The sequence below is a fragment of the Deminuibacter soli genome (assembly GCF_003412455.1).
In the GTDB taxonomy this organism is placed as follows: Bacteria; Bacteroidota; Bacteroidia; order Chitinophagales; family Chitinophagaceae; genus Deminuibacter; species Deminuibacter soli.
In genome coordinates, this window is the sequence record NZ_QTJU01000002.1 from 399,658 (window position 1) to 412,391 (window position 12,734).

Consider the following 12,734-nt stretch of genomic DNA (forward strand, 5'->3'; position numbering starts at 1 on the left):
ATTTAAAGTTCAATTGATAAAATGATACTTCCCATTGTTGCGTACGGAGCGCCGGTGTTGAGAAAAGTGGCACAGGATATTGCACCTGAATATCCTGATTTGCAGAAGTTTATAGAAGATATGTGGGAAACCATGTACGCCAGCAGTGGCGTTGGTTTAGCTGCGCCCCAGGTTGGTAAGGACATCCGCATTTTTGTGATAGACAGTGCGCAGATCTTCGAACACCAGGAAGAAGATGAAAAAGATGAATATCCTGATGCGCCCGGTTTTAAAAAGGTGTTCATCAATGCCCATATCGTTTCCCTCGAAGGCGACGAATGGCCTTATAATGAAGGTTGTTTAAGCATTCCTAAAATAAGGGAAGATGTATTTCGTCCCGAAACTGTTACCATCAGCTACCTCGACGAAAACCTGCAGCCGCATACCGATACATTTAACGGCATTACTGCCCGTATTATTCAGCACGAATACGACCATATCGAAGGCAAGCTGTTTATCGATTACCTGAAGCCGCTGAAAAAGAAAATGCTGCAGGGTAAACTCAACGATATCAGCAAAGGAAAAATTAAGGTAGATTATAAAATGACCTTCGCTAAATGAGTAAACGCCTGATGGTGCTGTTGTGCCTGCTCGCTTCGCTGTACAGCCGCGCGCAGGATACAACGGTTATTATTGACAATAAGAAATTCACGTTGCCGGAAGTAATTATCCGCAACAACATGGATTACAAAAGCCTGCTGGAACGTATTAAAAACGATACCACTTTTTACAAGGCTTTCCGTAACCTGCGTGTGATTGAATTTTCTGCGTACAATGATATCACCATCCTGGATAAAAGCGGCGGCACAAAAGCTACCTATTACAGTAAAACACGCCAGCACCGTGCCAACGGCTGCCGTACCACTGAATTTCTTGAACAGAAAACCACCGGTGATTTCCTGGACAGCAAGGGTAATTACAATTACACTACAGGTGATTTGTATGCAGGCCTGTTTTTCTCGAAAGGCTCCGTTTGCGGTGAGAACAATATTGTAAAAGGCCACGATATCAGTACTGAAGGTAAAAGCGGTATCGATAAACACAAAGAACAGCTGAAGATGCTGTTCTTCAATCCCGGTAAAAAAATACCCGGCATTCCCTTTATCGGCAATAAGCTGGATTTATACGATGACCGGGCGCATAAATATTACGATTACCGGCTCGATTATGCAGAGTATCACGGCAAATATGCCTATGTGTTTTCCATTAAACCGAAAGAAGGACTGAGTGAATTTAAAAACGACGATATCGTGGTAGATGAAATGGTGACCTGGTTTGATGCCGGCACCATGGAAGTACTGGCCCGCAACTATTCGCTCAGCTACAAAGCCGGTGTATATGATTTTAATGTAAACATGGAAGTGCAGCTATCCAAAGCCGGCGACCTGCTGGTACCCACTGTGCTTCGGTACAAAGGCAACTGGAGCGTGGTTTTCAAAAAACGCGAACGCGCCCAGTTCACCGCGACATTATTTGATTTTAAACCATAAATACAGCGTGAGTCGTGAGTCGTCAGTCGTGAGTGGAAAAGCATCGAACGTCAATATCGGTCGTCAACACCACGATCATAAAATATAAAGGCGGTCGGCACCGCCTTTTTTATTTATTCACTATTCACTACTCCAAACCCTGTTGTGAATTGAGCTTTGCTTTTACATAACCGCGCCATTTATCTACCACCTGCGTAATATCATCCGGCAGGGGAGATTCAAAAAACATTTGTTCTTTGGTAACCGGGTGTATAAAACCCAGTGTTTTTGCATGCAGCGCGCAGCGCGGACATTGTTCAAAACAATTGTCAACAAACTGCTTGTACTTGGTATAAATGGTGCCCTTTAAAATGCGGTCGCCGCCATACTCCCAGTCGTTAAACAGAGTATGGCCAATATGTTTCATGTGTACACGTATCTGGTGTGTGCGGCCTGTTTTCAGTATGCATTCCACCAGTGTTACATAGTTAAAGCGTTCGAGCACGCGGTAATGTGTAATGGCGTGTTTGCCGTGGTCACCATCCGGGTAAGCATCAAACATTTTGCGGAAACGCTGGTGGCGCGCAATGTGTGCATTAATGGTGCCTTCATCCTGTTCCACATCGCCCCAAACCAGCGCCACATATTTGCGGGACACGGTGTGGTTAAAAAATTGTTTGGCCAGGTGTGCGGCCGCGTCAGATGTTTTGGCCAGTACCAGCAAACCGGTGGTGTTTTTATCAATGCGGTGTACCAGGCCATAACGCGGCAGGTCTTCTTCCGTAATGTTGGGGTTTTGCTGCAGCAGGTGATAAGCCACGCCATTCAGCAAAGTACCGGTATAGTTGCCCACACCCGGGTGCACCACCATGTTTGGTGGTTTGTTAATCACCATTACAGCATTATCTTCATACACCACGTGCAAGGGAATGTTTTCAGGTTTTAACTCAGTATGTTCAGCGTTTACCAAACTCAGCAGCACCAGCTCATCACCCGGGCGAACCTTGTAATTGCTTTTTTCAATTTTGCCGTTCACCGTTAAAAAACCGGCCTCAATGCCCTTCTGGATCTTGTTCCTGCTGGCATTTTCCAGTCTTTGCTGTACCCATTTGTCAATGCGCATGGGTTCCTGCCCCTTGTCTATAACCCAGGATTTGCGTTCGTACAGCTCTTCTGAGCCGTCTTCCTGTATAATATCGAGATCTTCCGCCATGCCGCAAAAGTAATATTTTACCTTTTGTTACCGGCATTTTAACAACACTTGCACAAGTATAGCCGGGTGCAGGCGAACCACGGGAATCATTAAATTTGCAGGATGGAACAGGTGATTTTACAGGATCTCGGCACAAGACGATACCAGGAAGTATGGGATTACCAGGAGCAGCTGCTGCAGCAAAATGTAGCGCGCAAGGCTGCATTGCGTGCAGAAAACAATGAAGGCGCGGCATTACCCGGCACAGAAAATTACCTTTTGTTTGTAGAGCATCCGCCTGTGTATACGCTCGGCAAAAACGGCAGGTACGAACATGTGCTGCTTTCAGAAGAACAGCTGCGCGAAAAAGGAATTGAATATTTTCACATCAACAGGGGAGGTGATATCACCTTTCATGGCCCGCAGCAACTGGTGGGTTATCCCATTATAGATCTCGAGAAGTTTAAACCAGACCTCAGCTGGTACCTGCGCAGCCTGGAGGAAGTGATCATCAAAACAATGGCAGTGTACGGTTTAAAAGGCGAACGCAGCCCCGGCGAAACCGGCGTATGGCTCGATGCCAGCATTAAAGGGCGGGAGCGTAAAATATGCGCCATGGGTATCCGCTGCAGCCGCTGGATAACCATGCACGGCTTTGCGTTTAACGTAAACACCGATATGGATTACTTCTCTTACATTGTTCCCTGCGGCATACAAAACAAAAAGGTAACATCACTGGAAATGGAACTCGGTCACGCCGTTCCGTTTGATGAGGTGAAGGATGTGGTAAAAACACAATTCGCAGAAGTATTCGGAGTTGAATGGGCTTAGCAATAAACTGAAGCAAATACATCTTCCATAAATAAAATGCCCGCACAGTAAATCGTCCGGGCATTTTCATGGCACACTTCGTCCATCAGTTATTAAAACTCTTTTGGTATGTAGAATTTGTTGTGCTCAACCACTTTTTCATTCTCAAACAAATCAAATGTAAACCAGCCGGAATGCATAAAGTCGGTTTTGTCGAGCGTTAACTCTGTATCCTTGATATGATTGAGTTTGAAGAGCAGCTTGCCGTCTGTATCGAAAATGTGTACGCGGTAGTTTTTCTCTTTGGCATCAGGCAAATGCACGGTAACATAACCTTCGCGGTTGGTGAAAATATATACAGAAGGCCGCCATTGCGGAACCTGCGGAGCCGGGATATAACGCTTCAGTATCACTTCGGCGTCATTTACCGCAAACAGGCTGTCTTTTGTCTGGTAGATGATAGAATCCCTGAATTTTTTGTATTGGCCGTATGGAACGGCTGCAATCACACTATCCTGGAATTTTATCTTAATCAGGCGGGGTGCTTCAGGGTTATTGGGTGTTTCCAGCGGAAGGGGAGAGCTTTCAAATCCCTGCGCGGCTTTGCGCGCCTTGGTAAAAAAGTAATTGCCGCCATCGAGCACATAAAACAGGCGGTAAAACATTTTGTCATTCCCTGGCTTGGTATCGATATAACCATTCTGCGGCAATTCCGGTGACTGCACAGATAAAATGGTTCTGAAATTACGCAGGCTGTCTGTACTGCGCTGGATGTTTAACTGCACGCACGACTGGTATGGATTAATCCAGCTGATGCGCATCCTGTTTTGCCCCAGGTTTTGCAGGTTAAAGTTGGGCAAAGTATCCTGTGCCGTTGCTGCCAGCGTACATAGTGCCATAAAACCGGTCATAATAAGAATTCTGAACATCCGCTCCAAATTTTTGCTGACAAAGATAGGTGCCGCCTGCGTTATTAAAATGGTAACAAACCTGGTGCTAGCGATAAATTACCCTGTAATCCCCCGCTGTGGATAAATAAAACGCGGCTTCCGGGTGCAATAGTATGCTCATTGATCAATTGTTCCGTTGCAAAAAAAGCTTTAGCAGTATACACCATGTCCAGCGGCAGTGCATAATCGTTCCAGCACCTGGTCATATAGTCCAGCAGCTCCGGCGGATGTTTTGCATAGCCGCCAAAATGAAAACGGTGATCAATGCTAAAACAATCGTGCAGGTGTGCAGGCAGCAATGCATTTACGCTGTGTGCTGCGCCGGTATTGCCTTTCAGGGCGCTGATGCCGGTAATCTGCAAACCGGGTATGGCTGCCATTACAAGCCCTGCCAGCATGGTACCGGTACCAACAGCTGCTATTAAATGTGTATATGTTTCCGGTGAAGGCACATGTTGCAATATGGTGGCCGCTCCTTCGGCACCTGCAATACTGTAGCCTCCCTCCGGTATCCAGTAATAATCAGGAAAGGCTTGTTCCAGTAAGGTTTTATTACGATATTCATTGCGGCTTACAAAGTACAGTTGCATGCCATAATCCCGGGCTTGTGTAAGCGTATGTGATAATTGTTGCGGTTGTTCCCCACGTATAAAACCCACACAAGGCAAACCATGCATGCGGCATGCAAATGCAGTGGCGATAATATGGTTGGAGTATGCACCGCCAAAAGTTGCAACAGTTCTGGCACTATATTGGTTAATTAACCGGGCAATATGAAATTGCAGTTTAAACCATTTATTACCGCTAACAACAGGGTGCAGGCGGTCCAGCCGCAGTACATCCAGCTGCACGCCGTTGTTGTTTAGCCAGCTTGCCTTTATGGTTTGAGTGCAGATATTATCAAATGCTAATGTTGGCTTGTCCGGCATACACACGGAATTATAATTTGTTCCTTAAATGCTTTCAATTAGTTTCGCAAAGATTCAAAAAATAAAACTATGCAACCGACACTTGTAATTTTAGCTGCCGGTATGGCCAGCCGTTACGGGAGTATGAAACAAACCGAATCATTTGGTCCAGGCGGTGAAACCATCATGGAGTACTCTATTTATGATGCAATCAGGGCAGGCTTTAAAAAAGTAGTGTTCATTATCCGCAAAGATTTTGCAGACGCTTTCAAAGCGATCATCGAGCCTAAACTCGCAGGCAAAATACAAACCGACTATGTATTCCAGGAAAAAGACGCATATCTGGGTGGCAGAACAGTGCCGGCAGACAGGGTTAAACCATGGGGTACCGGTCATGCAATACTGTGTTGCAAAGAACAGGTGAAAGAACCATTTGCAGTGATCAATGCAGATGACTTTTACGGTGCAGATGCCTTTGTAAAAGCATACGATTTCCTGGTAAACAAATGCCAGAAAGATGTTTGTGCAGTGGTAGCCTATGAACTGGCTAACACACTCAGCGAAAACGGCAGTGTAAGCCGCGGAGTGCTTGCTGTAACCGACAGCAACGAGATGCAAGGCGTAACCGAACGCACCAAAATCTACCGTGAAAACGGTGCAATAGTTTTTGAAGAAGACAATGGCAACAAAGAAGCGCTGCCCGAAAATACCAGGGTTAGCATGAACTTCTTCTGTTTCTCCCCGGCCTTTATCGACCTCTGTGGTGAGCTGTTCCCCAAATTTCTTGACGAGAACATGCAGAATCCCAAGTCTGAATTCCTGATGCCTAAAGTGGCAGACGAATACATCAAAGGCGGCTACGGCAAGCTGGAAGTAATTACCACCAATGCCAAGTGGTTTGGCGTAACCTATAAAGAAGACGCGCCCACTGTAAAAGCAAGCATCGATGCCCTCGTAAGTGCAGGCACTTACCCCGCATCTTTATGGAAATAATGTAACCAGTTCAATACTGAACATGCAATGCTCCCTGTTACCCAACAGGGAGCATTGTTGTTTAGAACAGTGCTGTTCAAATAAAAAAGCCGCTCACAAATGAGGCGGCTTTTCTTAAATATATTCCTTAAAGCTAAAAGCTATCCGCTAACAGCTGGCTGTTTAATTATATGCATTCACCAAAAACACGCAATTCTCAACCCGGGCAATCTGCTCTTTGCGTTCTTCACCCTTGATATTGCTGTTCAATGGCACTTTTATGCGCTGGCTGGTGCTGTCGTTCTTTTTCAGTTCATCTACCAGCTGGTAAATGCTTTTCGATTTAACGGCAAATACCACACCTTCAGCCTGTGTTTGACGAGTGCTTAACACGCCAATTACCTCACCGTTTTTGTTAAATACTGGTCCGCCTGAGTTACCAGGGTTGGCCGACAATGAAATCTGGTAGGTTGCTGTATCGCCTTCAAAACCTGTTCTGGCACTCAGGTAACCCATGTTGTAAACGATATCGTTGCGGGGGTAACCAAGTGTGAAAATTTCTTCGCCAAGGTCGATGCCCGATTTGCGGATGCCATAAGGCAATGCGGCAAACGGTTTAAAGTCAGAATCTTCAATTTTAAGGATAGCCAGGTCTTTGGTTTGATCAACCAGTGCAATGCGTGCCTTGAATTCCTGGCCTTTATTATTTACCACAATGGTTTTAGATCCTTTCAGTACGTGTGCATTGGTTACCAGGTAACCTTTGGGATCGATGAGGAAAGCTGTACCGCCGCTGGCCAGTTTGGCATCTTTGGGTGTTTTGGGAACAAACTCGTTAATGGTTCTGCCCTGGTCATTTTGTTTCCATTTCAGTTGTTCAATATCGCGGCTCAGCTGCTGCAGCTGGCTTTTGTTTACATGGGGAGAGAAAAGTGCGAATAAAAGACTGATAGTGAGTGCAGTAACACCTGCAATACTGGCTGCGATGGCTGTAATGCGCCTGTAACGGTGCCACAGCTGTACCAGTTTGCCCGAATGGGCCGGCATACCTGTTTCGGAAATTTCGCCCTTCCTGGTAAGCCTGTTATGGGAATCGTGCAGGGCATTTTTCAATGTATTGCGTGTGGCAAACAGCTCCATATGCTGCAGAAACAGTTTGTGTTCCACCACCATCTGGTCAATTTCGGGTGTATTTTTCCGAAGTTGCTCAAAATGCGCTTTTTCCTCAGCGGACATTTCACCGCTCAGGTAGCGATCCATCACCTCTTGTAACAGAATGTCTTCCATTTTAATCTCCGATATTATATTGAGCGAAAAACAGTTTTTTCAACCGCATCAGGCATTTATATTTCTGGTTTTTAGCATTATCGGCATTGGTATAACCGAAGGCTGCCGCTATTTCAGACATATCTTTTTTTTGCAGGTAGTAGGCTTCGAGCAGGCTTTTGCAGGGTTCACCCAGGCTGCCCAATGCCCGGTCCATGATTGCAAATTCAGCGTTCCTCTTTTCGTGCATCTCCAGATCTTCTTCTACCGGAACGGTTTCATCAAAGTTTTCTACCTGTAAGCCAAAACGACCCAATTGCTGTAACCGCTTGAGCCATAAACGCCTGCAGACCGAATACAAGTAAGTTCTGATCTGGCAGGTAAGCACAAACGATTCGGATTTGGCTTTCTCGTACAGTGTAATCATCGCCTCCTGGAAAATATCGCGGGCATCATCGTAGGTGCCGTTGTTGTGGAGGATAAAAGCCTGCACCATTTTAAAATTGTCTTTATATATGGTGTCAATGGCCTTCGTGTCGTTGTTCGCCAATCCTTTCAGTAAAATTTGTTCGTTGCTGTCGAATTTCACTTATCTGTGTTTTAATACCGGTGTGGCGATAAAAGTAACCCAAAATAGGAGGAAAAAAATTTTTTCTGAAAATGTCATGACAAGCGGGTTACCTTTTAACAGAAAGCGTATAAACCTAAAATTACACACACACAAAAATCGACGAACAATGAAAAAATTGTTATTTGTATTAGCGCTGGGCGCTTTCGCAGCTTGCGGTTCTGGTGCTTCAACTGAAGCTAAAACTGATTCTACTGCTGCTGCTGTTGATTCTTCAGCAAAAGCTAAAACTGATTCAGTTAAAACAACTGCTGACAGCACTGTAAAAACTATCGATTCTACAGCTAAAGCTGCAAAAGATTCCCTGAAAAAATAATTTCGGAATCCTACTTAGACTATTGTGTGTGCGATTTGTAGTTGGCCTGGCTTGCAGGCTTGATCAATAGTCAATTACCTTTTTTTCATATGGCAAGCAATCGTTAGAGGCCGTCCTTATTCCTGAGGAGGGCTTTTTTACGAAAAAACACCAGGTTGAAAAAAGATTAAAAAATATTCCCTGTGACGGGTTACCTTTTGTCAAAGCAGGTATAAATGTCAAATTTTTACATTTTTAAAAAAACAACGATGAAAAAGCTGTTATTCGTTTTATCTCTGGGCGCTTTCGCTGCCTGCGGTTCTGGTGAAAACAAAGAAAACGCAACCGATTCTACTAAAAAAGATTCTATCGTAGCTCCAGCTCCTGCTGTTGATTCTACTAAGAAAGATTCTGCTGTAGTTGCTCCAGTTGATTCTACTAAAAAAGATTCTCTGAAGAAATAATTCTTCGTTAACTACCGTGATATAGATTTTGTGCAGACGCTCCGCTTGCCGGGCAGATACGTAGTTAAAAACTTTTTTTCATATGGCAAGCAATCGTTAGAGGCCGTCCTTATTCTTAAGGAGGGCTTTTTTCGTTTTTTGGGGTGAGTGGGGCACAGTGAATAGTCAATAGTGAATGCGGCGGATTTTTTGGTGAGCGATTTAGTCAGCAGCCTCTTTGCGCGTGCTGCGTGGTTTTTCTTTGCGGACTTTGTCCAAAGGACTTCTTCGGAGCGGTTAAAATATCAGTATGCCTGATTAAACACATTGTGTGATGAGCCGCTCGAAGCTTGCAGCTTTTTGAGTGCTTTCCGGCAGCTGCAGTGAAATGCGGTACTGTGAAAACCGCATTTGATAATTTAAAACATAAACAAGTGTTTGTTTATTCATTTCAAAAAAAATTTGTTTTTCTTTCGTTTATATCTATTTTTGGTACATCATGAAACTGAGCAGCCTTTACAACTTTTTTTACTTCTTCTTTTATTACTTCTTTGGAAAAGGGAGACCGGGTTGTATTGGCTAAACGTAACGAATAAAAACAATCAGCATACAGTCCCGGTCTAAAAGGCCGGGATTTTTTGTTTATGGCACACAGAATATCCATACAAGGTTATGAAGGCAGCTTTCACCAGGTGGCAGCGCAGCAATTTTTTGGTAAAGACGTTACCGTAATTCCCTGCGCAACTTTCAGGGATGTGGTTAAAATAGCAGCTAACAGGAAAGAAAGTGAAGGTGGCATAATGGCCATCGAAAACTCTATCGCAGGCAGCATTTTACCCAACTACACCCTGTTGCAGAAAAGCAACCTGCGCGTGGTGGGAGAAGTGTACCTGCAGATAAAACAAAACCTGCTGGTGAACCGCGGCGTACAGCTCGAAGACATCCGCGAAGTGCATTCGCACCCCATGGCTATTTTGCAGTGTCTCGATTACCTTGAAAAATACAACTGGAAATTAGTAGAAACAGAAGATACCGCGCTTAGCGCCAAACTGCTGCACCAGCATAAAAACAGGCACGCAGCAGCCATTGCCAGCAAGCTCGCGGCCGACCTGTTTGACATGGATGTGCTGGCTCCCAGCATCCACACCATGAAAAACAATTACACCCGTTTTCTTGTGTTGCAGCGGCAGGATGAAGCAGCAACGGAAATAGCCGGTGCCAACAAAGCCTCGGTAACTTTTGCTACAGACCACTCAAGGGGTAGCCTGGCAAAAGTATTAACCAAAATTGCGGATGCAGGCATTAACCTCAGCAAACTGCAAAGCTTTCCCATACCAGGCAGCGACTGGAAATACAGTTTTCATGCAGACATGGAATTCGACAGCATTGAACAGTTTCACGATGTAATAAAAGCCATTATACCTATTACCGAAGAAGTAAAAGTATATGGTGTATATAAAAAGGGCATTACCGTGTAATGCAATGTGCGCAAGTATTTGAGGCGGGTAAATAATTATTGTAGGGCTTTATTTAATATCAACAACATGATTGCTACAGCTAAAAGACTGGAAGGTATTGGTGAGTACTATTTTTCGCAAAAGCTGCGTGAAATAGATGAACTGAACAAACAGGGAAAAAACATTATCAACCTGGGCATCGGCAGTCCTGACCTGCCGCCGCACCCATCGGTTATACAAACCCTGCAGGAAGAAAGTGCAAAACCCAACACGCATGGTTACCAGAATTACAAAGGTTCACCGGTGTTGCGTAAAGCTGTAGCAGCATGGTACCAGCAATGGTATAATGTAACACTGAACCCCGATAGCGAAATACTGCCACTGATTGGTTCAAAAGAAGGCATCATGCATATTTGTATGACCTACCTTAACGAAGGTGATAAGGCGCTGGTGCCCAATCCCGGCTACCCTACATACCGCAGTGCTGTAAAGCTTGCAGGTGGTGTGTGTGAAGATTATACTTTAACAGAAGAGAACAATTACTTCCCCGATTTTGCCGTACTGGATAAAGTGGTGGAAACAAACAAACAGGCAGGCACGCCGGTAAAACTGTTTTGGGTAAACTACCCGCAAATGCCTACCGGCACTGCAGCTACCCAAGCGTTGTTTGAGCAGCTGGTGGCCTTTGGTAAGAAACACCAGATTATTATTTGTCACGATAATCCATACAGCTTTATACTGAACGATCAGCCCGCGAGCCTGCTGCATATAGAAGGTGCAAAGGATGTGGTGATTGAGTTAAACTCACTCAGCAAATCGCACAACATGGCCGGCTGGCGTGTAGGTACCCTGTGTGCAGCAAAAGAGCGTATTGATGAAGTGCTGCGTTTTAAAAGCAATATGGACAGCGGTATGTTTTTGCCCCTGCAACTCGCAGCAGCAAAGGCTTTGGAGCTGGGGCAGGATTGGTTTAACGAAGTAAATGCCGTGTACCGTGCGCGCCGTGAGAAAGTGTTTATGCTGCTCGATCTGCTGCAATGTACCTATTCAAAACAGCAGGTGGGTTTGTTTGTATGGGCAAAGATACCTGCAGGTTATGCCAATGGTTTTGCGGTGAGCGATGAAGTGTTGTATGGTGCCAATGTGTTTATAACACCCGGCGGCATATTCGGCAGTGCTGGCGACAACTACATCCGCATTAGTCTTTGTGGTTCTATTGAACGTTTTGAAGAAGCTATTACACGTATTCAAAAGCAGAAGCAATCATGACAATCAGTATCATTGGCATTGGCTTAATCGGCGGCTCAATGGCCCTTACCCTGAAAGAAAAAGGATTTGTAACAACCACCATTGGTGTTGACAACAATCCTGTGCATGAACAAAAAGCGCTGGAGCTGGGACTGGTAGATAAAGTACTGCCTTTAAAAGAGGCAGTGGCACAATCGGATATTGTTGTGCTGGCCATACCGGTAAGTGCCTGCGTGCAACTGCTGCCTGCAGTGCTTGACCTGGTAGATAAACAGGTGGTGCTGGATGCGGGATCGACCAAACAGAGTTTGATTAACGCGGTGAAAGATCATCCGAAAAGAAAAAGATATGTTGCCACGCACCCGATGTGGGGTACAGAATACAGTGGTCCTGAGGCCGCAGTGGCCGATGGGTTTGCGAATAAGGCAACAGTAATATGCAGCAAGGAAGACAGCGATGCAGATGCCGTTGAAATAACCGAACAATTGTACCGTACCCTGGGCATGCACCTGGTGTACATGAATGCCGAAGCGCACGATGTGCATGTGGCCTATGTGAGCCATATATCGCATATTACTTCGTTTGCGCTGGCCAATACGGTACTGGAAAAAGAGAAGGCGGAAGACGCCATTTTTGAGCTGGCGAGTGCGGGTTTTGAAAGTACGGTGCGTTTAGCCAAAAGTAACCCTGCGATGTGGGTGCCCATTTTTATGCAGAACAGGGAAAACGTGCTGGATGTGTTAAACGAGCACATTTCGCAGCTGAAAAAATTCAAGGCCTGTTTGGAAAAAGAAAATTTCGCTTACCTGCAGGAACTGATTGAAGAAGCCAATAAGATTAAGAAAGTATTAAATAAAAAAAGTTAATGTATAGCCACGGATAGCCGTGGTGGGTAAGGTTTGGCGCGGGGACTGGTGCAGGTGTTGCTGCCACAGGGCGGGAACGTAAAAGGGAGTGACACAACCGGTGCCGGATAAAAAGAATTAAAGCTGGTAAAACCTTAAATATCCATGCTTTAACGGGATTATTCGGGAATAGGGGCTGAATGCTGTAAATC

General features: G+C 45.1%; 14 protein-coding genes. 9 read left to right on the top strand and 5 right to left on the bottom strand.

Translation table 11 applies throughout. The annotated features are described in order from the left end of the window. Positions 1–21 precede the first annotated feature (21 nt). Together def and DXN05_RS08150 are read left to right on the top strand one after the other, a co-directional pair. On the top strand, positions 22–600 hold the full coding sequence (def, locus tag DXN05_RS08145; RefSeq protein WP_116846730.1) for a peptide deformylase: 579 nt from the start codon (positions 22–24) through the stop codon (positions 598–600). Next, a complete protein-coding gene (locus DXN05_RS08150; protein WP_116846731.1) occupies positions 597–1,529 on the top strand; it encodes a hypothetical protein in 933 nt (310 codons plus the stop codon). Before def ends, DXN05_RS08150 begins: the two co-directional genes overlap by 4 nt. 127 nt (positions 1,530–1,656) lie before the next feature. On the opposite strand, the gene DXN05_RS08155 is transcribed toward DXN05_RS08150, so the two are convergent. Further along, positions 1,657–2,721, bottom strand: coding sequence for an RluA family pseudouridine synthase (locus DXN05_RS08155; protein WP_116846732.1), 1,065 nt, complete (start codon positions 2,719–2,721; stop codon positions 1,657–1,659). Positions 2,722–2,823: 102 nt separating this feature from the next. Here DXN05_RS08155 and lipB point away from each other — a divergent pair, with 102 nt between their 5' ends. Further along, positions 2,824–3,531: a lipoyl(octanoyl) transferase LipB gene (gene lipB, locus DXN05_RS08160; RefSeq protein WP_116846733.1), complete on the top strand. Its 708-nt coding sequence runs from the start codon at positions 2,824–2,826 to the stop codon at positions 3,529–3,531. A 92-nt stretch (positions 3,532–3,623) separates the two neighbouring features. Here lipB and DXN05_RS08165 read toward each other — a convergent pair whose 3' ends face one another. Beyond that, complete coding sequence (locus DXN05_RS08165) at positions 3,624–4,439, bottom strand: hypothetical protein (protein ID WP_147313864.1); 816 nt, start codon at positions 4,437–4,439, stop codon at positions 3,624–3,626. Positions 4,440–4,483: 44 nt separating this feature from the next. After that, a complete protein-coding gene (locus tag DXN05_RS08170) occupies positions 4,484–5,389 on the bottom strand; it encodes a 1-aminocyclopropane-1-carboxylate deaminase/D-cysteine desulfhydrase (RefSeq protein WP_116846735.1) in 906 nt (301 codons plus the stop codon). A 69-nt stretch (positions 5,390–5,458) separates the two neighbouring features. On the opposite strand from DXN05_RS08170, the gene DXN05_RS08175 reads away from it, so the two are divergent. Next, on the top strand, positions 5,459–6,361 hold the full coding sequence (locus DXN05_RS08175; protein WP_116846736.1) for a sugar phosphate nucleotidyltransferase: 903 nt from the start codon (positions 5,459–5,461) through the stop codon (positions 6,359–6,361). Between the two features lie 162 nt (positions 6,362–6,523). Here DXN05_RS08175 and DXN05_RS08180 read toward each other — a convergent pair whose 3' ends face one another. Beyond that, positions 6,524–7,627: a S1C family serine protease gene (locus DXN05_RS08180; protein WP_116846737.1), complete on the bottom strand. Its 1,104-nt coding sequence runs from the start codon at positions 7,625–7,627 to the stop codon at positions 6,524–6,526. Position 7,628: 1 nt separating this feature from the next. Then, positions 7,629–8,195, bottom strand: coding sequence for an RNA polymerase sigma factor (locus DXN05_RS08185; RefSeq protein ID WP_116846738.1), 567 nt, complete (start codon positions 8,193–8,195; stop codon positions 7,629–7,631). A 148-nt stretch (positions 8,196–8,343) separates the two neighbouring features. Between DXN05_RS08185 and DXN05_RS08190 the strand changes: the two genes are divergently transcribed. The 5 genes from DXN05_RS08190 to DXN05_RS08210 all read left to right on the top strand — a co-directional run bounded on the left by DXN05_RS08190 (position 8,344) and on the right by DXN05_RS08210 (position 12,543). Further along, entirely contained in the window at positions 8,344–8,550 is a 207-nt protein-coding gene (locus DXN05_RS08190; protein WP_116846739.1) for a hypothetical protein, read from the top strand. 248 nt (positions 8,551–8,798) lie between these two features. Then, the gene (locus DXN05_RS08195) at positions 8,799–8,993 is read left to right on the top strand and encodes a hypothetical protein (RefSeq protein ID WP_116846740.1); all 195 of its coding nucleotides are present in this window, start codon (positions 8,799–8,801) and stop codon (positions 8,991–8,993) included. A 623-nt stretch (positions 8,994–9,616) separates the two neighbouring features. After that, on the top strand, positions 9,617–10,450 hold the full coding sequence (locus tag DXN05_RS08200; RefSeq protein ID WP_116846741.1) for a prephenate dehydratase: 834 nt from the start codon (positions 9,617–9,619) through the stop codon (positions 10,448–10,450). A 66-nt stretch (positions 10,451–10,516) separates the two neighbouring features. After that, positions 10,517–11,698: a pyridoxal phosphate-dependent aminotransferase gene (locus tag DXN05_RS08205; protein WP_116846742.1), complete on the top strand. Its 1,182-nt coding sequence runs from the start codon at positions 10,517–10,519 to the stop codon at positions 11,696–11,698. Beyond that, positions 11,695–12,543: a prephenate dehydrogenase gene (locus tag DXN05_RS08210; RefSeq protein WP_116846743.1), complete on the top strand. Its 849-nt coding sequence runs from the start codon at positions 11,695–11,697 to the stop codon at positions 12,541–12,543. The genes DXN05_RS08205 and DXN05_RS08210 overlap by 4 nt, the downstream gene beginning before the upstream one ends. Positions 12,544–12,734: the final 191 nt, after the last annotated feature.